The sequence below is a fragment of the Streptomyces sp. NPDC007872 genome (genome assembly GCF_042868165.1).
GTDB lineage: Bacteria > Actinomycetota > Actinomycetes > Streptomycetales > Streptomycetaceae > Streptomyces.
The window spans coordinates 153,717-177,500 of sequence record NZ_JBIAEA010000006.1 but is presented as its reverse complement, the minus strand read 5'-3'; the positions used below and the strand labels follow the sequence as shown (position 1 = coordinate 177,500).

The 23,784-nt window shown below is 74.8% G+C and carries 22 protein-coding genes and 7 tRNA genes; 18 read left to right on the top strand and 11 right to left on the bottom strand.

The genetic code is table 11. The features are described from left to right. Positions 1-26: 26 nt before the first annotated feature. The 6 genes from ACFYNX_RS22685 to ACFYNX_RS22660 all read left to right on the top strand — a co-directional run bounded on the left by ACFYNX_RS22685 (position 27) and on the right by ACFYNX_RS22660 (position 9,211). The gene (locus tag ACFYNX_RS22685) at positions 27-884 is read left to right on the top strand and encodes a MetQ/NlpA family ABC transporter substrate-binding protein (RefSeq protein ID WP_388663624.1); all 858 of its coding nucleotides are present in this window, start codon (positions 27-29) and stop codon (positions 882-884) included. Between the two features lie 181 nt (positions 885-1,065). Then, positions 1,066-1,701 (top strand): GNAT family N-acetyltransferase, encoded by a 636-nt coding sequence (locus ACFYNX_RS22680; RefSeq protein WP_388663621.1) that lies wholly within the window; start codon positions 1,066-1,068, stop codon positions 1,699-1,701. Positions 1,702-1,774: 73 nt separating this feature from the next. Then, positions 1,775-3,019: a precorrin-6y C5,15-methyltransferase (decarboxylating) subunit CbiE gene (gene cbiE / locus ACFYNX_RS22675; RefSeq protein WP_388663619.1), complete on the top strand. Its 1,245-nt coding sequence runs from the start codon at positions 1,775-1,777 to the stop codon at positions 3,017-3,019. A gap of 303 nt (positions 3,020-3,322) precedes the next feature. Further along, entirely contained in the window at positions 3,323-6,760 is a 3,438-nt protein-coding gene (gene cobT / locus ACFYNX_RS22670; RefSeq protein ID WP_388663617.1) for a nicotinate-nucleotide--dimethylbenzimidazole phosphoribosyltransferase, read from the top strand. A 302-nt stretch (positions 6,761-7,062) separates the two neighbouring features. Continuing rightward, positions 7,063-8,322, top strand: a complete 1,260-nt coding sequence (cobA, locus tag ACFYNX_RS22665) for a uroporphyrinogen-III C-methyltransferase (RefSeq protein ID WP_365539934.1) — start codon at positions 7,063-7,065, stop codon at positions 8,320-8,322. A gap of 70 nt (positions 8,323-8,392) precedes the next feature. Continuing rightward, positions 8,393-9,211: an RNA methyltransferase gene (locus tag ACFYNX_RS22660; RefSeq protein ID WP_365539933.1), complete on the top strand. Its 819-nt coding sequence runs from the start codon at positions 8,393-8,395 to the stop codon at positions 9,209-9,211. A gap of 14 nt (positions 9,212-9,225) precedes the next feature. On the opposite strand, the gene ACFYNX_RS22655 is transcribed toward ACFYNX_RS22660, so the two are convergent. Then, positions 9,226-10,437, bottom strand: a complete 1,212-nt coding sequence (locus ACFYNX_RS22655; RefSeq protein ID WP_365539932.1) for a serine/threonine-protein kinase — start codon at positions 10,435-10,437, stop codon at positions 9,226-9,228. 521 nt (positions 10,438-10,958) lie between these two features. Between ACFYNX_RS22655 and ACFYNX_RS22650 the strand changes: the two genes are divergently transcribed. The 3 genes from ACFYNX_RS22650 to ACFYNX_RS22640 all read left to right on the top strand — a co-directional run bounded on the left by ACFYNX_RS22650 (position 10,959) and on the right by ACFYNX_RS22640 (position 12,615). Continuing rightward, positions 10,959-11,126: a hypothetical protein gene (locus ACFYNX_RS22650; RefSeq protein ID WP_365539931.1), complete on the top strand. Its 168-nt coding sequence runs from the start codon at positions 10,959-10,961 to the stop codon at positions 11,124-11,126. A gap of 159 nt (positions 11,127-11,285) precedes the next feature. Beyond that, the gene (locus tag ACFYNX_RS22645) at positions 11,286-12,254 is read left to right on the top strand and encodes a phosphotransferase (RefSeq protein WP_388663613.1); all 969 of its coding nucleotides are present in this window, start codon (positions 11,286-11,288) and stop codon (positions 12,252-12,254) included. Between the two features lie 67 nt (positions 12,255-12,321). Continuing rightward, the gene (locus ACFYNX_RS22640; protein WP_356548418.1) at positions 12,322-12,615 is read left to right on the top strand and encodes a zf-TFIIB domain-containing protein; all 294 of its coding nucleotides are present in this window, start codon (positions 12,322-12,324) and stop codon (positions 12,613-12,615) included. Between the two features lie 54 nt (positions 12,616-12,669). Here ACFYNX_RS22640 and ACFYNX_RS22635 read toward each other — a convergent pair. From ACFYNX_RS22635 to ACFYNX_RS22615, 5 genes are all read right to left on the bottom strand, one after another. Then, positions 12,670-12,744 (bottom strand) — tRNA-Val (locus tag ACFYNX_RS22635). 40 nt (positions 12,745-12,784) lie between these two features. Continuing rightward, a tRNA-Val gene (locus ACFYNX_RS22630) sits at positions 12,785-12,856 on the bottom strand. A gap of 34 nt (positions 12,857-12,890) precedes the next feature. Beyond that, positions 12,891-12,962 (bottom strand) — tRNA-Val (locus tag ACFYNX_RS22625). Between the two features lies 1 nt (position 12,963). Then, positions 12,964-13,037: transfer RNA gene (locus ACFYNX_RS22620), tRNA-Cys, on the bottom strand. Between the two features lie 39 nt (positions 13,038-13,076). Then, positions 13,077-13,149, bottom strand: a tRNA-Gly gene (locus tag ACFYNX_RS22615). 256 nt (positions 13,150-13,405) lie between these two features. On the opposite strand from ACFYNX_RS22615, the gene ACFYNX_RS22610 reads away from it, so the two are divergent. The 3 genes from ACFYNX_RS22610 to ACFYNX_RS22600 all read left to right on the top strand — a co-directional run bounded on the left by ACFYNX_RS22610 (position 13,406) and on the right by ACFYNX_RS22600 (position 16,202). Next, a complete protein-coding gene (locus ACFYNX_RS22610; protein ID WP_388663611.1) occupies positions 13,406-14,473 on the top strand; it encodes a chorismate-binding protein in 1,068 nt (355 codons plus the stop codon). Then, the gene (locus ACFYNX_RS22605) at positions 14,470-15,300 is read left to right on the top strand and encodes an aminotransferase class IV (RefSeq protein ID WP_388663609.1); all 831 of its coding nucleotides are present in this window, start codon (positions 14,470-14,472) and stop codon (positions 15,298-15,300) included. The genes ACFYNX_RS22610 and ACFYNX_RS22605 overlap by 4 nt, the downstream gene beginning before the upstream one ends. A 62-nt stretch (positions 15,301-15,362) precedes the next feature. Next, positions 15,363-16,202: a GNAT family N-acetyltransferase gene (locus tag ACFYNX_RS22600; RefSeq protein WP_388663607.1), complete on the top strand. Its 840-nt coding sequence runs from the start codon at positions 15,363-15,365 to the stop codon at positions 16,200-16,202. Between the two features lie 18 nt (positions 16,203-16,220). Here ACFYNX_RS22600 and ACFYNX_RS22595 read toward each other — a convergent pair whose 3' ends face one another. Further along, the gene (locus tag ACFYNX_RS22595; protein WP_365539926.1) at positions 16,221-16,736 is read right to left on the bottom strand and encodes a DsbA family protein; all 516 of its coding nucleotides are present in this window, start codon (positions 16,734-16,736) and stop codon (positions 16,221-16,223) included. A 183-nt stretch (positions 16,737-16,919) separates the two neighbouring features. Here ACFYNX_RS22595 and ACFYNX_RS22590 point away from each other — a divergent pair, with 183 nt between their 5' ends. Next, positions 16,920-17,336, top strand: a complete 417-nt coding sequence (locus tag ACFYNX_RS22590) for a hypothetical protein (protein ID WP_388663605.1) — start codon at positions 16,920-16,922, stop codon at positions 17,334-17,336. A gap of 121 nt (positions 17,337-17,457) precedes the next feature. Beyond that, on the top strand, positions 17,458-17,646 hold the full coding sequence (locus tag ACFYNX_RS22585) for a hypothetical protein (protein WP_388663603.1): 189 nt from the start codon (positions 17,458-17,460) through the stop codon (positions 17,644-17,646). Between the two features lie 18 nt (positions 17,647-17,664). Here the strand turns inward: ACFYNX_RS22585 and ACFYNX_RS22580 are convergent, their stop codons facing one another. Together ACFYNX_RS22580 and ACFYNX_RS22575 are read right to left on the bottom strand one after the other, a co-directional pair. After that, the gene (locus ACFYNX_RS22580) at positions 17,665-18,222 is read right to left on the bottom strand and encodes a CGNR zinc finger domain-containing protein (RefSeq protein ID WP_125667926.1); all 558 of its coding nucleotides are present in this window, start codon (positions 18,220-18,222) and stop codon (positions 17,665-17,667) included. A 191-nt stretch (positions 18,223-18,413) separates the two neighbouring features. Further along, positions 18,414-18,827 (bottom strand): SsgA family sporulation/cell division regulator, encoded by a 414-nt coding sequence (locus tag ACFYNX_RS22575; RefSeq protein WP_003959770.1) that lies wholly within the window; start codon positions 18,825-18,827, stop codon positions 18,414-18,416. A 189-nt stretch (positions 18,828-19,016) separates the two neighbouring features. Here ACFYNX_RS22575 and ACFYNX_RS22570 point away from each other — a divergent pair, with 189 nt between their 5' ends. Beyond that, on the top strand, positions 19,017-19,439 hold the full coding sequence (locus ACFYNX_RS22570; protein ID WP_365539923.1) for a TIGR02611 family protein: 423 nt from the start codon (positions 19,017-19,019) through the stop codon (positions 19,437-19,439). A 53-nt stretch (positions 19,440-19,492) separates the two neighbouring features. Next, positions 19,493-19,567, top strand: a tRNA-Val gene (locus ACFYNX_RS22565). A 69-nt stretch (positions 19,568-19,636) separates the two neighbouring features. Here the strand turns inward: ACFYNX_RS22565 and ACFYNX_RS22560 are convergent. After that, entirely contained in the window at positions 19,637-22,285 is a 2,649-nt protein-coding gene (locus ACFYNX_RS22560; protein ID WP_388663600.1) for an SCO7613 C-terminal domain-containing membrane protein, read from the bottom strand. An 83-nt stretch (positions 22,286-22,368) separates the two neighbouring features. Here ACFYNX_RS22560 and ACFYNX_RS22555 point away from each other — a divergent pair, with 83 nt between their 5' ends. Together ACFYNX_RS22555 and ACFYNX_RS22550 are read left to right on the top strand one after the other, a co-directional pair. Further along, positions 22,369-22,809: an SRPBCC family protein gene (locus tag ACFYNX_RS22555; RefSeq protein ID WP_388663598.1), complete on the top strand. Its 441-nt coding sequence runs from the start codon at positions 22,369-22,371 to the stop codon at positions 22,807-22,809. 39 nt (positions 22,810-22,848) lie between these two features. Further along, a tRNA-Val gene (locus tag ACFYNX_RS22550) sits at positions 22,849-22,920 on the top strand. A 63-nt stretch (positions 22,921-22,983) separates the two neighbouring features. Here ACFYNX_RS22550 and ACFYNX_RS22545 read toward each other — a convergent pair. Then, on the bottom strand, positions 22,984-23,712 hold the full coding sequence (locus tag ACFYNX_RS22545) for a 3'-5' exonuclease (RefSeq protein WP_365539920.1): 729 nt from the start codon (positions 23,710-23,712) through the stop codon (positions 22,984-22,986). Positions 23,713-23,784 lie beyond the last annotated feature (72 nt).

The window sequence follows — 23,784 nt, the reverse complement described above, 5'->3', positions numbered from 1 at the left end:
CACTCCACCCGAAAGAGGCACTCTTCGTGCGCAAGAACATCAAGCTCACCGCCGGCGTCGCCGCCACCGCAGCCCTCGCCCTCGGCCTGAGCGCCTGCGGCACCTCCTCCGACCCGTCCTCCTCCAAGGACTCGGCCGGCGCCGCCGACAAGCCCCTCGTCGTCGCCGCGTCCCCGACGCCGCACGCCGACATCCTCAACTACGTCAAGGACAACCTGGCCGAGAAGGCGGGCCTGAAGCTGGAGGTGAAGGAGTTCACGGACTACGTCCTGCCGAACACCGCCACCCAGTCCGGCCAGGTCGACGCCAACTTCTTCCAGCACAAGCCGTACCTCGACGACTTCAACCAGAAGAACAAGACCACCATCGTCCCCGTGGTCAACGTCCACCTGGAGCCGCTCGGCCTCTACTCCAAGAAGCTCAAGTCGCTGAAGGACGTTAAGCCCGGCCAGACCGTCGCCGTCCCCAACGACACCACCAACGGCGGCCGCGCGCTCCAGCTCCTCGCCGAGAACGGCCTGATCACCCTCAAGGACGGCGTCGGCACCAACGCCAAGCTCTCCGACATCACGGACAAGAAGGGCCTGGAGTTCAAGGAGCTGGAGGCCGCCACCGTGCCCCGCGCCCTGAACGACGTGGACGCCGCCGTCATCAACGGCAACTACGCCCTCGAGGCCAAGCTGGAGCCGGCGAAGGACGCCATCGCCCTGGAGAAGGCCGAGGGCAACCCGTACGCCAACTTCCTCGCCGTCAAGGAGGGCAACGAGAAGGACGCCCGCGTGCAGAAGCTCGCCGAGCTCCTCAACTCGCCCGAGGTGAAGAAGTACATCGAGGACACCTACAAGGGCTCCGTCATCCCAGCCTTCGGCGCCCCCAAGGAGTAACCGCCGCCCGAGGGACCGTCAGACCGGTTCCCCCGTACGCGCCTTGAGCGGAAGGCCCCCGCACCCCGTCCGGTGCGCGGGGCCTTCCGCCGTACCCGACCCGGCCATGCGCACCGGCGGTGGCATGCTGCATGCTGTGCGTTCACGGTCGATTCGGACGGTCCACGGCATGGAGCTGCGCATGACTACCACCTTTCCGGACATCTCCATCAACACGGACCGGTTGGTGCTGCGCGCGCTCGAGGAGGCGGACGCCCCCGCGCTCGCCGAGATGATGAACGACGAACTCGTCGGCGCCTGGACCGCCGTGCCCCAGCCCTTCACCGAGGCCGCCGCCCGCGAGTGGATCACCGGATACGCGCCCGCCGAGCGCGCCGCCGGTCGCGGACTCGACCTCGCCGTCACCGAGTTCCTCACCCAGCGCCTCGTCGGCGTCGTCCAACTGGGCAACACGAACTGGCGCGTCCGCTCCACCGAACTCTCCTACATCGTCGCCCCCTGGGCCCGCGGCGAGGGCTACGCCACCGAAGCCGCCCTCGCCACCGCCCGGTGGCTCTTCAACGACCGGAAGTTCGAACGCCTGGAACTGCGCACCGCCGCCGACAACACCGCCTCCCAGCAGGTCGCCCAGAAGATCGGCTGCATCAGCGAGGGCGTCCTGCGCAACGCCTGCATAGCCCGCACCCGCACCGAGGACGGCGGCTGGACCGAGCTGCGCACCGACTTCATCCTCTGGGGCCTCCTCCCCGAGGACCTCGACGACGTCGCCGACCAGATGGCCGAAGCCGGATACTCCTCGTACACCGACTGGAACTGATTCCCCGGGGCCATCCCGGGGTACGCTCGGCACGCCCCCGACCTGCGACAACACCACAGGGAGACAGACGACGATGGCCGACCGCGTCACGGTGATCGGCTGGGACGGCTCGCCCCTTTCCCCGGCGGCCCGCTCCGCGCTCTCCGCCGCCACCCTGGTGGCCGGAGCCGCCCACCACCTGGCCCGGCCCGAGGTGCCCCCCGCCGCCGAGCGCATCCGCCTCGGCAGCGTCGACCTCGCCGCCCGCCGCATCGCCGGCCACCGCGGCACCGCCGTCGTCCTCGCCGACGGCGACCCCGGCTTCTTCGGCATCGTCCGCACCCTGCGCGCCCCCGAGCACGGCCTGGAGGTCGAGGTCGTCCCCGCCGTCTCCTCCGTCGCCGCCGCCTTCTCCCGGGCCGGCATGCCCTGGGAGGACGCCCGGATCGTCGTCGCCCACCAGCGCACCCTGCGCCGCGCCGTCAACGTCTGCCGCGCCCACCCCAAGGTCGCCGTCCTCACCTCGCCGGGCGCCGGCCCCGCCGAACTCGCCCTCCTCCTCGACGGGGTCCACCGCACCTTCGTCGTCTGCGAACAGCTCGGCACCGACCGCGAACGGGTCTCCGTCCTCACCTCCGACAAGGCCGCCGACCACACCTGGAGCGACCCGAACGTCGTCCTCGTCATCGGCGGGGGAGGCGGCACCCCGACCGCCCCCTGGCTGGCGGGCCAGGACCCGTCCGTCCGCCCCTTCCGGGGCTGGGGCCTCCCCACGGAGGAGTACGACTCCGAGGGGCACGGCACCGGACCCGGTCAGGCCCGCCCGAAGGCGGGCGAGGACCCCGCCCTCCGCACCGCCCAACTCGCCCGTCTCGGGCCCCGCACCGGCGACCTCGTCTGGGACATCGGCTGCGCGGGCGGCGCCTTCTCCGTCGAGGCCGCCCGCTTCGGCGCCGCCGTCATCGCCGTCGACCTCGACCCGGCCGCCTGCGCCCGCACCGAGGCCGCCGCCCGCCGCCACGGCGTCACCCTCCAGACCGTGCAGGGCCGCGCCCCGCACGTCCTGGAGAGCCTCCCCGAACCCGACGTCGTCCGGATCGCGACCGGCGGCGTCCAGGTCGTCACCGCCTGTGCCGACCGGCGCCCGGAGCGCATCGTCGCCCACGCCTCCACCCGCGACGAGGCCGAGGCCGTCGGGGCCGCCCTCACCGCGGCCGGCGGCTACGCCGTCGAGATCCTCCTCCTCCAGGCCGTCGGACTCGACCCGGACACCTGGTCGGAACGCGATCGTTCGGCCGTCTTCCTGCTCTCCGGACGCAGGATCGAACGCTCCCCCTGACCCGGCCGCCCCACCGGGCGGGGTAGGCTGGCCGATTGTTGTACCGCGTCCGGACACTCGTCACTTCGTGTGCCGATGTCCTGGATGGGTGGCCCTTCGGAGCCGTCGCCGTGGTACGCGACCAGGGGGGACCGCGCGACGTGGCGCAGTCCACAGCGCACCGTGGCGAATCTTCCTGCCACGGAGGCCGAGGGCCGGGACAATGTGCAGGTGTCCGCGTCCTTCGTGCCGCGCGGCGCGCACGCTCGTTCTTGTCGACGGGCGAAGGTCTGAAGGAGCACAAGCGATGGGCGAGGGGTACGCATGACGGACACCGGCCAGGTCCCGGGCGAGGGACTGCCGGAGAACGCAGGCATGGTCGAGCAGCCGGGCATCCCCGCACCGGGCGCGTACACCTTCCTGGACCCCTCCGGACAGACCACCGAGGACGACGACCTCCTTCTGATGCCGGGCGCCCAGGGCGCCTGGAGCGAGCACCCGCCGGGCGTCGTGCCCGCGCCGCCGGTCGCCGTGCCGCCCCCGGCGCCGATGGGCGACCCGCTGACGGACCCCCTGCCGGACCCGCTCACGGACCCGCTCCCCGAGCCCGTCGCCCTCGGCGACGTCCTGACCGCCCCGCAGGGCCGGACCCCGCCGCAGGGCGTACCGCTCGACCCGTACACCGGCACTCCGGCCCACGGCGTCCCGGCGGGCACGCCCGCGCACGGCGTCCCCGTCGCCCCGTACGAGCCGGTCGTCACCGACCACGGCTACGAGCCCGGCATCCTCGACACCGGCGCGCACGGGATCACCGGCCACGAGTCGGGCTCCGTCGACCTCGGCGGCCTCCCCGTGCCCCCGCAGGCCGCGGCGCCGACCCCGCCGCCCGCCCGCCGCCCCCTGCACATGGGCCCGCCCGTGCCCGAGGGCACCGGGGGAGTCGTGCGCTCGCTCGCCGACCGGGGCCCGGCCACCGCGCCCGCCCCGGCCCCGCAGCCCGCTCCGGAGCCCCTCGTGGCCACCGGCCCCGCCCCCGTGCCGGTCCGGACCCCGGGCCCGCCGACCACGGGCCCCGAGTACTTCGAGATCGCGCAGGAGCAGCAGCTCGCGCCCCAGGGCGCCGAACCGTGGACCGCGCAGGAGCCGGTGGCGCTGCCGACCGCAGAAACGGTCGTCCCGCACCCGGACCACTCCGGCCAGTTCGTCCAGGTCGAGGGCACCGTCCCGACGGCCCCGCACCTGGCCCCGACGCCGGCCGCCGAGCCGGAGCCGGCGCCCGAGGCCGCCCCGGAGATCTGGGAGGAGCCGACCGGGTCCGAGGCGGTCGTCGTGCCCGCGCCGCGCGAGCCCGAGCCGACGGCCCCGGAAGCGGTCGAGCCGGAGCCCGTGGTGGCCGCCGCTCCCGCACCGGAGGAGACCGAGCAGGCCCCGGAGGCCGTAGAACCCGAGGCCCCGTCGGAGCAGGCGGCCCCCGCCGAGCCGATCACGGAGGCCGCCCCCGAGCAGTCGCGGGAGCAGGAGACCCCCGAGGCGCCGGAGCCCGTCGCGACGGTGGAAACCGCCCCGACACCGGAACCGGTCCGGACCGAGGAGCCGATCCCGGCCGAGGAGCAGACCCCGGCCGAGCAGCCGATTCCGGCCCAGGAACAGGCGCCCGCCCAGGAGCCCACCCCTGCTCCGCAGCCGATCCCCGTCCCGGAACCGATTCCCGCCCCGGAACCGGCCCCCGCCCCGGAGACCGTCCCGGTCCCGGAAGCCGTCCCGATCCCGGAAGCGGCCCCCGCTCCGGAGGCCGTTCCCCTCCCGGAGCCGGTGCCTGTCCCTGAGGCCGCTCCCCTTCCGGAGCCGGTGCCTGTCCCTGAGGCCGCTCCCCTTCCGGAGCCGGTCCTTACCCCTGAGGCCGATCCCCTCCCGGAACCGGCCCCCACCGAAGAGCCCGCCCCGGAGCTGGTTCCGGAACCGGCCCCGGAGGAGATCACGCCCCTCCCGGAACCGGCCCCGGAAGCCGCCCCCGCCCCGGAGACCGTTCCCGCCCCGGCCCCCGGCTACGACGACGCCGAGCGCGAGGCCGTGCTCCGCGTGATGCGCGAGCGCCGTGACATCCGCAACGGCTTCCGCTCGGACCCGATCCCGCACGAGGTGCTGCTCCGCGTCCTGGAGGCCGCGCACACGGCCCCCAGCGTCGGCCACTCCCAGCCGTGGGACTTCGTCGTCATCCGCTCCGCCGAGACGCGGCAGGCGATGCACGAGCTGGCCCAGCGGCAGCGCGAGGCGTACGCCAAGTCGCTGCCGAAGGCACGGGCGAAGCAGTTCAAGGAACTGAAGATCGAGGCCATCCTCGACACCCCGGTCAACATCGTGGTGACCGCCGACCCCACCCGGGGCGGCCGCCACACGCTCGGCCGCTACACGCAGCCGCAGATGGCCCCGTACTCCTCCGCGCTCGCGGTCGAGAACCTCTGGCTCGCGGCCCGCGCCGAGGGCCTCGGCGTCGGCTGGGTCAGCTTCTTCGACGAGCGTGAGATGGTCCGCGCCCTCGGCCTTCCCGAGCACCTCGAAGTGGTCGCGTACCTCTGCGTGGGCTACGTGGACGAGTTCCCCGAGGAGCCCGAGCTGATGCAGGCGGGCTGGTCCAAGCGCCGCCCGCTGGCCTGGGTCGTCCACGAGGAGACGTACGGCCGCCGCGCCCTGCCCGGCGAGGAGCCGCACGACCTCCTCCAGGAGACCGTCGCGAACATCCGACCGCTGGACGCCAAGGCGCTCGGCGAGGCCTGGGAGCGCCAGAAGCGCATGACCAAGCCGGCCGGCGCACTCGGCATGCTGGAGATCATCTCCGCCCAGCTCGCCGGCCTCTCCCGGATGTGCCCGCCGCCGATCCCGGAGCCCGCGGCCGTCGCGATCTTCGCGGGCGACCACGGCGTCCACGCCCAGGGCGTCACGCCCTGGCCGCAGGAGGTCACCGGCCAGATGGTGGCCAACTTCCTCGGCGGGGGAGCGGTCTGCAACGCGTTCGCCCACCAGGTCGGCGCCGAGGTCTGCGTCGTCGACGTCGGCGTGGCCTCGGAGCTCCCGGCCACCCCGGGCCTCCTGCCCCGCAAGGTCCGCCCCGGCACCGCCGACTTCACCACGGGTCCCGCCATGACCCGCGAAGAGGTCCTGGCCGCGATCGAGGTGGGCATCGAGACGGCCCGCGACCTCGTGGCGGCCGGCAACAAGGCCCTGCTCACGGGTGAGATGGGCATCGCCAACACCACGGCGTCCGCCGCCCTGATCTCGGTCTTCACCGACGTGGACCCGGCCGAGGTCACGGGCCGGGGGACCGGCATCAACGACGAGACCCACGCCCGCAAGGTGGACGTGGTCCGCCGCGCCCTCGCCCTGCACGCCCCGGACCCGGAGGACCCGATCGGCGCCCTCGCGGCGGTCGGCGGCCTGGAGCACGCGGCCCTCGTGGGCCTGATCCTGGGCGCGGCCTCGCTGCGCACCCCGGTCGTCCTCGACGGCGTCTCCACCGGAGCGGCGGCCCTCGTGGCCCGGGCGATCGCGCCCGAGTCGCTCGCGGCCTGCATCGCCGGCCACCGCAGCGCCGAGCCCGGCCACGTGGCGGCCCTGAACAAGCTGGGCCTGCGCCCCCTGGTCGACCTGGACCTCCGCCTCGGCGAGGGCACGGGCGCCCTGCTGGCCCTCCCGCTGGTGCAGAGCGCGGCCCGCGCGATGCACGAGGTGGCCACGTTCGACTCGGCGGGAGTCACCGAGAAGTAGCACCACCGGCGCGGCTCCCGCCTCCATACGCGAGTGGGGGCCGCGCGGGGGTCGCGTCCGGGACGTGAAGCGTGAGGTGGGGCGCGACAAGGAGCCGAACCCTCCGGGGCGGCGGGCGCCGTGAACCACGCGGTCCCGAACGCGACCCCGGAGCGGCCCCCACGTCACGCTCCACGGCGGGGAGATCCGTCACAGGGTGACACCCCGGGGCCACCGATATCGTGGGACCCGAAACAGCGTCCCACCAGCCGCTCCACCGCCGCAGCGGCCGCACCTGCCACGCCCCGAGGAGCCGCTCACCCATGGCCGAGCACGTCGACCCCACCGCGCACGCCGAGAAGGCGACGACCCCCGCCTACCCCGTGGGCCTCCGCCTCACCGGCCGCCGCGTGGTGGTCCTCGGCGGCGGCCAGGTCGCCCAGCGCCGTCTCCCCGCCCTGCTGGCCGCGGGCGCCGACGTCACCCTGGTCTCGCCCTCCGCGACCCCGTCCGTGGACGTGATGGCGGAGACGGGCGAGATCACCTGGATCAAGCGCCGGTACGAGGACGGCGACCTCACCGGCGCCTGGTACGTCCTGGTCGCCACCACCGACCCCGCCACGAACGAGGCCGCCTCCGCCGAGGCCGAGCGGAACCGGATCTGGTGCGTGCGCTCGGACGACGCCGAGGCGGCCACCGCCTGGACCCCGGCCACCGGCCGCGGCGACGGCGTCACCGTGGCGGTGCTCACCGGCCACGACCCGCGCCGCTCGGCCGCCGTGCGGGACGCGATCGTGGAGGGCCTGCGGGACGGCTCGATCGCGGCGCCCCAGCACCGCGCCCGCACCCCGTTCGTGGCCCTGGTCGGCGGCGGCCCCGGCGACCCGGACCTCATCACGGTGCGCGGCCGCCGCCTGCTCGCGGAGGCGGACGTGGTGATCGCGGACCGCCTCGGCCCCCGCGACCTCCTGGACGAGCTGCCCCCGCACGTCGAGGTGATCGACGCGGCGAAGATCCCGTACGGCCGGTTCATGGCCCAGGAGGCCATCAACAACGCGCTGATCGAGCACGCGAAGGCGGGCAGGTCGGTGGTCCGCCTCAAGGGCGGCGACCCGTTCGTCTTCGGCCGGGGCATGGAGGAGGCGCAGGCGCTCGCCGCCGAGGGCATCGCCTGCACGGTCGTCCCCGGCATCTCCAGCTCGATCTCGGTGCCCGGAGCGGCCGGCATCCCGGTCACGCACCGGGGGGTGGCCCACGAGTTCACGGTGGTCAGCGGACACGTGGCCCCCGACGACCCGCGCTCCCTCGTCGACTGGGCCTCGCTCGCCAAGCTGACGGGCACCCTGGTGATCCTCATGGGCGTCGACAAGATCGGGAAGATCGCGGAGGCGCTCGTCGCCCACGGCAAGGCCCCGGACACCCCCCTGGCCCTGGTCCAGGAGGGCACCACGGCGGCCCAGCGCAGGGTGGACGCGACGCTCGCGACGGTCGCGGAGACGGTCAGGACGCAGGAGGTCCGCCCGCCGGCGGTGATCGTCATAGGCGACGTGGTGACGGAAGGCCCGGACAAGCCGACGGCATGAGAAGAACCCACCACCCCGCCCGCCCCACCCCACCCACTCCACCCCACTCCGAACGAGGCAGCAGCACCCCGTGGCCGAACTGATCACGATCGACGCCCCCGACGACCCCCGCCTGCGCGACTACACCGGCCTGACCGACGTCGAGCTCCGCCGCAGACGCGAGCCGGCCGAGGGCCTGTTCATCGCGGAGGGCGAGAAGGTCATCCGCAGGGCGGGGCAGGCCGGGTACGCGATGCGGTCGATGCTGCTCTCGGCCAAGTGGGTCGACGCCATGCGGGACGTCATCGACGGATCCGAGGCGCCGGTGTACGTGATCGACCCGGACCTGGCGGAGCGGGTCACGGGCTACCACGTGCACCGGGGAGCCCTCGCCTCCATGCAGCGCAAGGAGCTCCCGGAGGCGTCCGAGCTGCTGACGGACGCCCGCCGCGTGGTGGTCATGGAGTCGGTCAACGACCACACCAACATCGGCGCGATCTTCCGCAGCGCCGCGGCCCTCGGCATGGACGCGGTCCTGCTCTCGCCGGACTGTGCGGACCCGCTCTACCGGCGCTCCGTGAAGGTGTCCATGGGCGCGGTCTTCTCCGTCCCGTACGCCCGCCTGGAAGGCTGGCCGCGAGGCCTGGAGACGGTGAAGGAGGCGGGCTTCGAGCTGCTCGCGCTCACCCCGGCGGAGCGGGCGGTCTCCATCGACGAGGCCGCCCCGCACAGGCTGGACCGGGTGGCGCTGATGCTGGGGGCGGAGGGTGAGGGCCTGTCGCAGAAGGCCCTGCGGGCCGCCGACGAGTGGGTCCGCATCCCGATGGCCCACGGCGTGGACTCGCTCAACGTGGGAGCGGCGGCGGCCGTGGCGTTCTACGCGGTGGCGACGGGCCGCCCGGAGTCGTAGCGGGCCCGCCCGGCTCAGCCCTGGAGGGCCTGCGCGGCGGCGATGCCGAGGGCGACGACCAGGGTCACGACCACGAAGACGAAGAGCCGCTGCCGCAGCAGCCGGGGGTTGGCGGGGCGGCGGCCGGCCGAGGTGGGGCGGACGCCGGGCCTGGTGCCGGGACGGGACTGCGGGGGCCGGGAGCCCCCGGTCCGCGGTCCGGCGGCGGAGGACCGCGAGGAAGCCCCCCGCCCCTGACCCCGCTCCCGCTCGGAACCGCGGTCGGAGCCACGCTCGCCCGCCCGCTCGGGCCCACGCCCGCGCGTGTCCCGTTCGGTGTACTCGGTGTACCGCTCCGTCGGCCGGACGGTGCTGCGCTCCTCGGACCGCTCCCGCTGCACGGGCGGCCGGGAGACGGGCAGCCCCTGCGCCTCGCGCGCCGCGATCTCCTTGAGCCGCATCGACAACTGGAGGGTGCTCGGCCGGTCCTCGGGGTCCTTCGCGAGACAGGCCCGGATCAGCGGCGCCAGCGCGTCGGGCACGCCGTGCAACTGCGGCTCCTCGTGCACGACCCGGTAGAGCATGACCTCGGAACTGCCGTGCCCGAAGGGGGAGTCGGCCATCGCCGCGTACGCCAGGGTGGCGCCGAGCGAGAACACGTCGGTGGCGGGGGTGACGGCGGCGCCGCGCACCTGCTCGGGGGCGAGGAAGCCGGGCGAACCGACGGCGGTCCCCACGTGGGTGAGGGTGCTGGCACCGGTGGCCCAGGCGATGCCGAAGTCGATGATCCTGGGACCCTTGGGGGAGAGCAGGATGTTGGACGGCTTGAGGTCCCGGTGCACGACGCCGGCCTCGTGGACGGCGACCAGGCCCTCCGAGAGCGCGGCCCCGATGGAGGCCACGTCGGCGGCGCGCAGCGGACCCTCCTCGGCGACCCGGTCGTGCAGGGAGGGGCCGGGGACGTACTGGGTGGCGAACCAGGGGCGGTCGGCCTCCAGGTCGGCGGCGACGAGCCGGGCCGTGCAGCCGCCGCGGATCCGCCGGGCCGCCGACACCTCGCGGGCGAACCGCGACCGGAACTCCTGGTCCTCGGCGAGGTCGGGCCGGATGACCTTCAGGGCCACCCGCTGGCCGCGCCGGTCGGACCCCAGGTACACGACGCCCATCCCGCCGGCCCCCAGCCTGCGGTGGAGCCGGAACGACCCGACGATCCGCGGATCCTCGCGTCGGAGCCGCATCATCGCCATGTCCGTCCCCTCGTCCGTTCGACGTGGCACAGCTTACGTAGTGCCGCCCGCACGTGCTCATAGGCCGCGCCCTCGCACCGGGATCGATTGTCAGTGCTGTGGAGGGCCCCCGGGCGCCGCCGGCGCCCGACGCCCACCAACCCCCTTCCTCTCCGGCCCACTTGACGAGGCACTCGGAACCGAGCCGCCCGCGCCCCGGAGGGAGGGCGCCCCGGCCCGGCGGCCCCGGGCGCACCGCCGACGATCAAGGAAGTGAGCGATGTCACGCCGTCCCCCTCCGTCCTCCGTCCGTACACCCCCCTGACGCAACCCCTCGGGGATGTCCCGGGGTTGCGCGCCCCCGTCTCCACCCAGGGGAGTACGCCGTGCGGGCGGCCGTCATCCTCCGGGAGGCCCGCAAGTCGGTACGCGGGCATGACGCCCCGGCGCTCCCCGCTTCCTAAGGTTGTTGTCACGCGGCGGGTGCAGCACTCGTCCCCCGAGGTCACGCACCTGCCGCGCCACACGACGGGAGAGGAACCATGGCCTACACGGCACCGCGGACGACCAGCCGGCCTTCGGGCCGCCGGCACCCCCTGGTGGCCACCGCCATGGTTCTTCCTCTCGCGGCCCTGCTCGTGGTCGTCTTCGGCGGCTGGGAAGCGGTGGTCACACAGGCGTCGTCCGTGGGCGTGATGCTGGGGCGCTGAGCGGCGCCCCGGACCCGGGAGAGCGGCCCGGGTCGGGACATCCGGCCATCAGCCCCGTGGGGACGGGGGTGCGACGGACGGCAGCGTGGGGCCGGTCGGCCGGGGAGCCGACCGGCCCTCGCGCGTTCCCGGCCCCGCCCCACCCCGTACGCTCCCCGCGTGACCCCCACCCGTCCCGCGCCCGCCCCGGGCGCCCCGCTCGACCGTCTCGCCGCCCTGGCCCGCGCCGCCGCCCATCCGACCGGCGGCGCCCCCTGCGGCTGCGCGGAGGAGGGGCTCGTCGGGGTGCTCGCGGACCGGGAGGACGGGACCGTCGTACGCCACGGGGCGCTCGTCGTGAAGGCGCACGCCCCCGACACCGACCCCGAGGCGCACCGCGCGCGGCTCGCGCTGGCGGCCCGCCCGGACGTCGCCGGGGCCCTCCTGCCGCCCCTCCCGCCGCCGCCGGCGGCTCCGGAGGAACTCGGCGGACGACCGGTCAGCGTCTGGCCGTACGGAGCGCCCGTCGACCCGGGGGACCCCGACGCCGCTCCGTGGGAGGAGGCGGCGCGGCTCCTCGCCCTGCTCCACCGCACCCCGCTCCCGCCCGGGGCCGCGGGCGGCCTTCCGGCGATGCGGGCCCCGCTCAAGGCGGCCCTCGCCGTGGACCGGATGCGCCGGGCCGCACCGGACCACCCGGCCGCGGCCACCGTCCTCGCCGCCCGGCGGACGGTCCCCGAAGCCCCCGCGAACGCCCCCGGGCTGCTCTGCCACGGCGACTTCCACCTGGGGCAACTCGTCCGGCCCGCCCCGGCCCCGTCCGCCCCTCCGGCCTGGCGGCTCATCGACGTCGACGACCTCGGCACGGGGGACCCGGCCTGGGACCTGGCCCGTCCGGCCGCCTGGTTCGCCGCCGGCATCCTGCCCCCGGAGATCTGGTCCCGCTTCCTCGGCGCGTACCGGGAGGCGGGCGGCCCTGCCGTGGGCGCCGACCCCTGGGCCGAACTGGACGTGCCGGCCCGTGCCCTGACGGTGCAGACCGCCGCCCTGGCCGTCGCGAAGTCCACGGCCGAGGACCGGCCGCTGGACGAGGTCGAAGAGGTGATGATCGACACCTGCGCCCGCATCGCCGGACGTCGAACCGGGTAGGCACTTCCGGCGTCCACATAAGGTGAGGCCATCATTCGAACGGCGATGTCAGGGAGTTGAGCCGAGCATGCAGTGTCCCAAGTGTCATGCGGCCATGCACACGTACAACCGCAACGGCGTCCAGATCGAGCAGTGCAGCGGCTGCCGGGGCATATTCCTGGACTACGGCGAGCTGGAGGCCCTGACCCGCCTGGAGTCCCAGTGGGTCCAGCAGGCCCCGCCCGCGCCGCCCGCCCCCCAGGGCTACCCGGCGCAGCACGCTCCCGCCGCGCCCGCCTGGGGCGCCCCGCACCACGGCGGTCACCACGGCGGCGGCCACTACCGCCAGCGCGGCTTCGGACGGATGCTCTTCTCCTCCTGAGGCACCGGAACGAAGAAGCCCCCGGCCGCGAGGTGCGGCCGGGGGCTCTTGCTGTGGTGCGCGATACTGGGATTGAACCAGTGACCTCTTCCGTGTCAGGGAAGCGCTCTCCCGCTGAGCTAATCGCGCGGGGTGGTGCACAACCTACCCGAAGGCGGGCCGTACTGCGTGCGCGATACTGGGATTGAACCAGTGACCTCTTCCGTGTCAGGGAAGCGCTCTCCCGCTGAGCTAATCGCGCGGGGGATCCGGAGATCCGGGACCCGAAGGTCCAGTGGACGATACTGGGATTGAACCAGTGACCTCTTCCGTGTCAGGGAAGCGCTCTCCCGCTGAGCTAATCGTCCGTGGAGGTGGAGACGGGATTTGAACCCGTGTAGACGGCTTTGCAGGCCGTTGCCTCGCCTCTCGGCCACTCCACCAGGAGTGAATACGGGGGTTCGGGAAGATCCCCCACATCGAGCGGACGACGAGATTCGAACTCGCGACCCTCACCTTGGCAAGGTGATGCTCTACCAACTGAGCCACGTCCGCTTGTCGTTTCCGTTCCGCTTGCGCGTCCCGGCGACGTGTTGAACTCTAGCGGATTCCCGGGCCAGCACAAAAACGCGTTTCCGCAGCGTGCTGACCTGCGGGCCGACCGGGGCACCGCCGGCCACCCCCGGCGGGACCACCGGCGGGACCCCCGGAGGGCTCGCGCGGCGTTCACTCGCCGTGTTCCCCGGGTCGCGCGCAGCCCCCGCCGCACACGGCACCGATGTCCCCGTCCCGCCCGACCTAGACTCGACGCGTGTACGACCTCGCTCCCCTGGCCCGTTTCGGCGGCCTCGTCGCCACCGACCTCCGGGACGTCACCCACGACCCCGAGGCCCTGGACTCCACCGGCTTCTGGGCCGTCTGCGCGGACTTCGAGGGGCGCCTGACCTGCGCCCGCTTCGGGGACGTGCGGCCGGACCCGGTGCCCCCGCCCGTGCCGGGCGCCTGGCGCGGTCCCGCCGCCGGCTCCTGGACGTCCTCCCTCGACCGCGCCGCGTACACCGCGGGCGTACGGCGCGTGCGGGAGCACATCGCGCGCGGCGAGGTCTACCAGGCGAACCTCTGCCGGGTGCTGACCGCGCCGCTGCCGGACCCGGCCGCCGCCGACGTGGACGCGCTCACCGCGCTGCTCGCCCGGGGCAACCCCGCCCCGTACGCCGGAACGATCCGCCTGCCCGCCCACGGCGTGGAGATCGCCACCGCGTCCCCCGAGCTCTACCTGCGCAGGGAGGGGCCCCTGGTCTCCTCGGGGCCGATCAAGGGCACCGGCCGCACCGCCGCCGACCTCCTCCCCAAGGACCACGCGGAGAACGTGATGATCGTCGACCTGGTCCGCAACGACCTGGGACGCGTCAGCGAGACCGGCTCCGTCACCGTCCCCGCCCTCTGCGCGGTCGAGGAGCACCCCGGCCTGGTCCACCTCGTCTCCACCGTCGCCGGAGTGCTGCGCGAGGGCGCCGGCTGGCCCGGGCTGCTCGCCGCCACCTTCCCGCCCGGTTCGGTCACGGGCGCCCCCAAGTCCAGCGCGCTGCGGATCATCGAGGCCCTGGAGACCGCGCCCCGCGGCCCCTACTGCGGGGGCGTCGGCTGGGTCGACGCGGACGCGGGCACCGGCGAGCTCGCCGTCGGCATACGCACCTTCTGGATCGACCGCCCCGAGGGCGTGCTGCGCTTCGGCACCGGCGCCGGGATCACCTGGGGCTCCGACCCGGAGCGCGAGTGGGAGGAGACCGAGCTGAAGGCGTCCCGGCTGGTCGCGATAGCGTCGGGCGTCCACGAACCAGGCGCCCCCGAGGTGACCGGAAAGGCCATTTCCCGATGAAACTCTGGGTCAACGGCGGGCTGCACGACGCGGAGACCGCCCGGGTCTCCGTACTGGACCACGGACTGACCGTCGGCGACGGCGTCTTCGAGACGGTCAAGGCGGAGCGCGGCGAGACGTTCGCCCTCACCCTCCACCTGGAGCGCCTCACCCGCTCGGCCCGGGGACTCGGCCTGCCCGACCCGGACCTCGACGAGGTCCGCCGCGCCTGCGCCGCCGTCCTGGAGGCCAACCCGATGGAGCTCGGCCGGCTCCGCATCACGTACACCGGCGGTCTCTCCCCGCTCGGTTCGGAGCGCGGCGACGCCGGGGCCAGCCTCGTCGTCGCCCTCGGCGAGACGGGCCGCCGCCCCGACTCCACCGCCGTGATCACCGTGCCCTGGACCCGCAACGAGCGCGGCGCCCTCACCGGGCTCAAGACCACCTCGTACGCCGAGAACGTCGTCGCCCTCGCCAGGGCGCGCGAGGAGGGGGCCTCCGAGGCGCTCTTCGCCAACACGGCGGGGCAGCTCTGCGAGGGCACCGGCTCCAACGTCTTCGTCGTGGTCGACGGCCGGATCCTCACCCCGCCCGTCTCCTCCGGCTGCCTCGCGGGCATCACCCGCGCCCTCGCCGTGCGGTGGACCGGCGCGGAGGAGACCGATCTGCCCCTCGACGTCCTGGAGAGCGCCGACGAGGTCTTCCTGACCTCCACCCTCCGCGACGTGCAGGCCGTGCACCGGGTCGACGGGCGCGAACTGGCGCCCGCGCCCGGCCCGGTCACCGCCAAGGCCATGCGGGCCTTCGACGAGCACGCGGCCCGCGACCGCGACCCGCGCCTCGGATAACGGCCGCCGGACCGCCGCAAAACCCGATGACGGACGGCCCCGGGGCGGGTAGAACACCTCTGATGACCACCACCCTGCGGCCGGCCGAGCCGCTTCAGCAGTCGCCCGACGGCGGCCGTTCCCGCACCTACGACGTGTGTGTGAACAGCCGCCGCGTCGGCTCCGTCCACCTCGCCACCGACCCCGCCTTCGGCGCGGCCTCGGGAGTGATCCAGGACCTCCGGATCGACGGGCCGGACCGGGGGAGGGGCCGGGGCACGGTCGCCGCGCTCGCCTCCGAGGAGGTGCTGCGGAGCTGGGGCTGCGTCCAGGTGCGCGTGTCCGTGCCCGCCGACGCCGCGCCCGCGCTGCGCATGGTCCGCTCGCTCGGCTACGTCGAGCGCAGCCGGAACATGGTCAAGGAGCTGCCCGACGCCCCTCCCGGCCCGCCGGAGGGCGTCGAGTTCCGGCCGATGACCGGCGCCGAGTACGAGGAGTGGGCGGTGCGGGCCAGGGAGGCCTTCGCGCGGAACTGGACCGAGCGGGGCGTCCCCGAGGACCAGGCGCGCGCGAAGGCCGAGAACAGCCACCGCACCCTGCTGCCCGAGGGCCTGGCCACCCCCGGCACCGCGATCCACGTGCTGGTCCGGGACGGACGGCCCGCCGGCGTCCTGTGGACCGCCCGGGTCGAGCTCGAACCGGGGCGGTGGGCCGCCTACGTGTACGACGTCGAGGTGGACGAGGGGCAGCGCGGGCACGGCTACGGGCGGGCGCTCATGCTGCTCGCCGAACGGGTCGCGCGGGAGGCCGGGGAGACCCTGCTCGGACTGCACGTCTTCGCGGACAACACCCCGGCGGTCCGGCTCTACGAGTCGCTCGGCTACCGCACGACCCACGTCAACGGCGCCAAGCCGCTGCTGTAGACCGTCCGGCCGGGCGGGTCAGCCCGCGAGGAGGCGGTCGGCGATCGCCCCGATCCGCTCCCGCAGGCCCTCCTGGCTCTGGCCGCCGTCCAGGCGCTCGCCGCCGATGACGTAGGTCGGCGTGCCGGTGACCTTGATCGCCTTGCCCTCGGCCTCGTCCGCGTCGACGGTCAGCAGGTGCCGGCCGTCGATCAGGGCGGTGTCGAACTCCTCGGCGTCCAGGCCCAGTTCGGCCGCCAGCTCCAGGAGGACCGGCTCGCCCCGCTCGCCGAGCTCGGCGGTCCTGGCGAGCAGCGCCTCCGCGTACGGCCAGCCCTTGCCCTGCTCGGCCGCCTCCTCGGCGGCCTGGGCGGCGGCGTACGCGTGCTTGTGCTTCGCCAGCGGGAAGTGGCGGAGCTGTACGTCGAGCCGGTCGCCGTACTTCTCGCGGAGCGCGCGGACGTCGTCGAGTGCCCGGAGGCAGTCGGGGCACTGGAGGTCGAACCAGGCCTCCAGGACGACGGGGGAGACGGGTGCGGTGGTGGAGTCACTCATGTCAGCAGTCTCCCTCACCGGGGCCGGGGGTTCGCCGGGCCCGGGGCCTCACCGGGGCCGGGGGAGGGGATCCCTGCCGGGACGACCCGGAGATCTCCCTGAGACCGGCCCGGGGGCATGGCCCGGCCGGAGGCGCGGGTGCAGGATGGAAGGGTCGCATCACCCGGGGACCTGGAGGACCGCATGCTCGCCGAGACCATCTGTTCCGCGGTGTCCGCGGCGGGCCTGGGCATCGCCGCGATCGCGGCGTACCGGAAGCGCTTCCTGTCCGCCGTCCGGATCGCCGCCTACGCCCTGGTGCCCCTCGGTCTGGTGATGACGGGGGCCGTCGCCTGGCTGGCGGACACGGCGTTCAGCCCGGTGGCCTGGGCCGGCTTCGGCGTGCTCGGTCTCGCCTGGGTGCTCTTCCTGTCCACCCGGGCCGTCGAGCGGCGCCGGGCGGGCCGCGGGCGGCCCGCCGTCGAGGAGACCGCCCCGAGAGCCGCGGCCCCGGGGGCCCCGGCGCCCCCGCGCGCCGTGACGGGGAGGCCGAGGGCCGCCGAGCCCGCGGGCGACGACTTCAGCGACATCGAGGCGATTCTGAAGAAGCACGGAATCTGACCGCTTCTGGCGATTCCGCCGACCGTCCCGGTTCGGTGATCCACGGAAAGGGGTGAACCACCCGGTCAGAAGGCGTTTTCCGTGATGCCGGGCGCACCGCGTGCGCGATCATCCCCCCGAGATGCTGGATACCTCGCGGGACCCCGTTCCCGCCCCCACCGACGCTCCCGCCCGCGCCCCCGGCGACATCCCCGGAGAAGAACGGCGCGGCTGTCTGTACGCGCTCTCCCAGCCGCCGCTGATGATCTTCCTCGGCGTCATCGGCTGTCTTCTGCTCCTGGCCGCCGTGCACGACCTCTTCATGCTGTGACGCCCCGGACCGGGGTCGTCAGCCCGCCGCCTCCTTGCGGCGCGCCCGGTACGCGGCCACGTGCAGCCGGTTGCCGCAGGTCCGGCTGTCGCAGTAGCGGCGCGAGCGGTTGCGGGAGAGGTCGACGAAGGCCCGGCCGCAGTCCGGCGCCTCGCAGCGCCGCAGCCGCTCCTGCTCGCCCGCCACGACGATGAACGCCAGGGCCATGCCGCAGTCGGCCGCGAGGTGGTCCGCCACCGAGGCGCCCGGCGCGAAGTAGTGCACGTGCCAGTCGTAGCCGTCGTGGTCGGTGAGCTGCGGGGTGGTGCCCGCGCCCGCCACGAGCTGGTTGATCAGGGGGGCCGCGATCCGGGCCTCGGGCGCGGAGAAGACCGCCGCGAACTTCTCGCGGACCTCGCGCACGGCCCGCAGGTCGGCGGCGTCGAGGACGCCCACGTCGCTGATCTTGTGCGCGCGCACGAAGACGTGGAGGCCCTGGAGGTCGGCGAGCGCGTCGGGGCGGTCGCCCTGGGCCGCGGTGTTCATCAGATCGACGACGGTGTCGAGGGCGATCCGGGTGTCGTGAGGGATCAGCACGATTCGCTCCCTGGCCGGCCGCGGGCGGGCGCCCGCGGAATGGCGCTGACTTTAGCGCGCCCCGGACATGGCACCGGCGCCCACCACCGCGCCGGCTGCGCGGTGGTGGGCGCCGGATGACGTGCGTGTGTGGCTGCCCGCGCGGCGCCGTCTCCCCGAGTCGGACGGCGCCGTGCGGCTCTCGGCCTGGCTCAGCTCTCGGCCAGGATGTGGGAGAGCTCCGTATCGAGGTCGAAGTGCCGGTGCTCGGTGCCCGGTGGCACGGCGGCGTCGGTCCGCTTCAGGAACGACTCCAGGGCCCTCGCCGGGGCCTCGAGCAGGGCTTCTCCCTCGGGGGAGCTCAACGCGATGCAGACGACTCCCTGACCGTGGCTGCGGGACGGCCAGACGCGGACGTCGCCCGTGCCGGTGGGCCGGTGCAGCCCCTCGGCGAGAAGGTCGCGGGCGAAGACCCACTCGACCGTCTCTTCGGCTCCGGTGTGGAAGGTGGCGTGCACGGCATACGGGTCGGCCGTGTCATACCGCAGGCCCGCGGGTACAGGCAGTGAGGACTCGCTCGACACAACGAGGCGCAGGTGCAGCTCGCAGCTGACCGTGGTGTTCATAAGCGCCAGGGCCTTTCGCTCAGTGTGCGCTCGGGGATTCGCACGTCGGCGAAATCGACATGCCACCTACGGTGCCGTTGTAAACCCCTCTGTCGGTTTTGTGGTCGTTCAGGTCCCTCGTACGGACCCGTGTAACTTTGGGTAATACGGCCTTTCCGGTGACGGTCCGTCGTCCGGTAGGTTGGGATCATGCATGCGGAGAGTGACGAGCGCACCGGGGAGTCCGCGGTTGGCCAGGACGCCGAACTGGGATCCCGCGCGCCGGAGTTCATCAAGTCCCGCCGGACCCTGCACCTGAGCTGGCAGGTCGGCGTCTTCGTGGTGGGACTCGCCGTGGTCGGCGCCGGCGTGGTCATGCTGCCGCTCCCCGGGCCCGGCTGGCTGGTCATCTTCGCCGGCATGGCGATCTGGGCGACCGAGTTCGTCTGGGCGCAGCTCGTGCTCCGCTGGACCAAGCGCAAGGTCACCGAGGCCGCCCAGCGCGCCCTCGACCCCAAGGTCCGCCGCCGGAACATCATCCTCACCGGCGTCGGCCTGGTGATCATCGCGGCCCTGCTCGGCATCTACCTCTGGAAGTTCGGCCTCGTCATGCCGTGGAAGATCGACGAGTGACCTCCGCGTGGTGCGGAAGCCCCGCTGACATGGGGTAATGTGTGCCGTGCACCGGGCGATTAGCTCAGTGGGAGAGCACTTCGTTCACACCGAAGGGGTCACTGGTTCGAACCCAGTATCGCCCACCACCCGGACCGAGGGCCCGGAGACGACCACCGTCTCCGGGCCCTCGGCGTTCCCCGCCCCGGAGGACGGCCTCACCGCATCCGCGCCAGTCGCTCCCGCAGCCTCCGGGCGTCCCGCCGCCGCTGCTCGTACGTGGCGCCCACCGCGAGCAGCAGCAGCCCGGCGAGGGCCGGCGGCAGCCAGCGCGGCAGCGCGCCCACCGCCTGCACCACGTACGGCGCCAGCTCGTGCAGCCCGTCCAGGGCGAGCACCGTGCCGCCGAGCAGCAGCAGGGACTGGAGCCGGAACCGCGCCCCGAGCAGCGTCACCACGAGGGCCGCCACTCCCAGGACCAGCGGCCGCACCCACTCCGGGTCCGTCCAGGCCGCGCCCAGGCTCGGCAGCAGCGCCACCGCGAGACCGGGGCCGTACGCCGTCCAGGACGAGGCCTCCGGGTCCCGGCGCCGCCGCAGGAACCCGACGGCGAGCGCCGGGACCGCCACCGGCAGCGTGTACGCCTCCGGAGTCGTCACGCCCCAGGCCCCGAGCCGCACCCAGGCGGCGAGGAGGAACAGCCCCGCCGCCGCCCAGGAGGCGAACGGGCGCCGCTCCGGCCGGACCGCCGTCGCCGCCGCGACCACCCCGCCGAGCGCCAGGGCGAGCGCGAGGAACGCGGGCCGCGGACCGGCGAGCCCGAGGGCGCAGAGCCCCACGGTCGCGCCGGTGACCTCGACCGGCAGCGCCACCGGACGCGCCGTGGCGCCGACGACCGCCGTCGCCGCCGGGACGAGCAGCAGGGCGAGCGCCGTCCAGTGCGCCTCCAGACCGGCCGCCGCCGCTCCCGCGAGCACGAGGCCCGTCGCCGCGAGCACCGCCCCGCAGGCCGACACCGTCCGCCGCGCGCCCGCGCCGAGGACCGCGACGCCCGCGAGGAGCCCGAGGACCACCCCGAGCGCGGCGAACGTGGCCCCCCGCACGTCCAGGGCGAGGGCGACCGCGCCCACGGCCGACAGCAGCCCGCCGGCGTACGCGACCCACCCGAGGACGCCCCCGGGCTCCGCCACGGGAACCCGTGGCCGGACCGGCGGGGCCGTCCAGCCGGACCGGGGCGCACCGAAACCGGTCGGCGGGACCTGCGGCGGGGCCGAGGGCGGGGGCGGAACGGAACCGGAGGCCGACTGCCCCGCCGGGGCGGAAGCCGTCGGGCCGGAAGCCGGCGGTGCGGTACGGCCGGGAGCCGGAGGCGCGGTGGGACCGGTGGTCGGGCCGGCGGTCGTCTTCGTGTCCTGTGCGGTTCCCGCGGCGGTTTCCGGAGCCGTCGCCGGGGCCGGCTCGGCGGTGGCCCCGGTCGTCCCCGGGCGGGGCAGGCCGCGGGTCCACGGGTCCGGGCGGACGGCGGTCCACAGGGTCGCCGCCGCCGTGAGGAGCTGGAGGGCGAGCGTCGTCGCGTACGGCAGGTGCAGGGAGACCGGCAGGGCCGTGAGGAACGCCCACGCCAGGACCAGGGACCCGCAGCGGGCCCACAGCCGGGGGACCGGGGCGAGCGCGGCGGCGGACGCCGCGAGGACCAGGAGGGCCGTCGCGGGATACGCGGCCAGGGCGGGCCCGGCGTGCTCGCCCGACCAGACCTCCGCCGTCCGCGTCAGCGGACCCAGCGCGCCCGCCACGACCGGCGGCAGCGCCCACACGAGGCCCAGCGCCGCCACCGACGTCCCCGCGCCCGCGAGACCCGACCGGATCCCGCGCGGCAGCCGAACGCCCGCGCCCACCCGCCACACCGACACCAGGAGCAGTCCGCACAGCACGTACCCCGGGACCGTCCAGTCGGCGGGGAGCGCCGACCGCGGCGGGCCGCCGACGGCCGCCACCACCGCCAGGCCCGCGACCGCCGAGACGGCCACCGCCGACGCGGGCGCCCGCCACGCCGCGTACAGGCACGCCGCCGCGCCCGCCAGGAGCAGCGGCGCGCCGCTCCACGGCGAGGAGAGGGAGAGCCAGACGCCCGTCAGGAGCGCCCAGCCGCCCAGGGCCACCGCGCCGACGCCCGCCGTGATCCGCACCGGCAGCGGGCGCGCCCACAGAACCGCCGCGCCGTCCGCCGCGGCCGTGACGAGCGCCGCCCACGCGAAGGCCGTCGGCCCGCCCCCGGCCGCGAGCACGCCCAGCGGCAGAGGCAACTGCGCCGCCACCACGGCCGCCGGCAGCGGGACGCGCAGCCGCGACAGCGCCGAGCCGTACGCCGCCCACGCCCCCGCCAGGACCGCCGAGGCCGCCGCCGCGTACCCGGGACCGTCCGTGTCCGACAGGGCCACCCGGTGCAGCGCGTACGCGTCGAGCACCGTCAGGACGAGCCCCAGGACCGCCACCGACTCGGCCGTCGACACGAGGCCCCTGCGCAGCAGGGCCACCGGCGCCGCGAGCGCCGCGCCGGTCACCGCGCACAGCACCGCCGCGCGCCCGCCGATCCCCATCGAGCCCCAGCTCACCAGGGTGAACGCGACGGCCGCGATCGTCAGGAGCGTGCCGCCGAGCGTGAGGAGCACGTTCTGCGCGCTCCGCGGCGTCGAGTCCGTCGCCGGCACTCCCGGCCGCGGTGGCGGCGTCGCCGCCCGGGCCGGCTGGTACAGGACCTGGACCAGCCAGGCCCGCCGGGCCAGCAACCGGGTCCGGTGCGCTTCGAGTCGGGCCAGCTCGCGGTCGACGAGCACCAGTTCGTCCGCGGGCGGCAGGGAGTTGTCCATATGCGGAGTGTCGTCCCGGCCCCGGCCGCCGGGAATGGGCGCCCGTACTCAGATTCCCGCCTGAGTACACCCACACTGGGGCCATGGACCGGTACCGCTTCCGCTGCGTCTGGCGGCTCGCCGCCCCGCCCGACCGCGTCTACGCCGTCCTCGAACGGGCCGAGGACTACCCCCGCTGGTGGCCCCAGGTCCGCGAGGTCGTCCCCCACGACGAGACCTCCGGCACCGCCCGCTTCCGCTCCCTCCTCCCGTACGACCTCGTCGTCACCGTCCGCGCCCTGCGCCGCGACCCCGCGGCCCGGATCCTGGAGGTCGGCCTCGGCGGGGACCTGGAGGGCCGGGCCCGCTGGACCCTCGCCCCGGAGGGGACCGGCACCCGCGTCCTGTACGAGCAGGAGGTCGAGGTCCGCGCCCGGCTCCTGAGGGTCCTCGCCGTCCCCGGCAGACCCGTCTTCCGCGCCAACCACGCCCTGATGATGCGGGGCGGACGACGGGGGCTCGCCGCCCACCTGCGACCGGTTTGAAGGAAGGGCGGAAAGGCCTGTATGGTTCAACCCGTTCCCGGGCGATTAGCTCAGCGGGAGAGCACTTCGTTCACACCGAAGGGGTCACTGGTTCGATCCCAGTATCGCCCACCGGGAGAGGCCGGTCCGTCGAAAGACGGACCGGCCTCTGTCATGGTGCGCACGGCCCGCGGGTCACGCCGCCGCGCGCAGCTCCGGGCGCAGCGGCCACGACGGGTCCACCGTCTCCGGCGTCCCCTGCCGCGCGAACCACGCCTGGAGTCCCCGCGCCTGGGCCGCGTGCCAGACCGCCTGGAGCGTGTGCAGCTCCGCCGGCGTCAGCCGTTCGAGCCGGGACGAGAACCGCCGCGCCACCGCCCGCACGACGTCCATCGCCGCCGTCGCGTCCGCCGCCGCGTCGTGCGCCCCCGTCAGCTCCACCTCGTAGTGGGCGCACAGGTCCGTCAGCGTCCTGCGCCCCTTGCGGTAGCGGTCCAGGTGCTTGTCCAGGACCCGCGGGTCGAGCACGCACAGGGGCGCGCCCGCCAGGTAGTCGCCCAGCGTCGAGGCCCGGTGCCGCCGCAGCTCCCGGTCCAGGAGCGTCAGGTCGAACGGCGCGTTCATCACCACCAGCGGGCGCCCCGCCGCGATCTGCTCGGACAGCGCCCGCGCCACCTCCTCCATCACCGGCGACGGCCACCGGCCGTTCCGCTGGAGGTGATCGTCCGTCAGGCCGTGCACGGCGGTGGCCTCCGCGGGCACCGGTATGCCCGGGTTCACCAGCCAGCGCGTCACCCGCGGCCGCGCCCCGGCCGCGTCCTGCACGACCAGGGCGGCCGAGACGATCCGGTCGCCCTCGACGTCGATTCCGGTCGTCTCCGTGTCGAAAGCCGCCAGGGGCCCTTCGTACCAGTGCATCGTCATCCCCGAACTCCCTGCACACGTGCGGCAGATGGCCAACCCCCTGCCCCGAAACGGTGATACCCGGACTGTTTG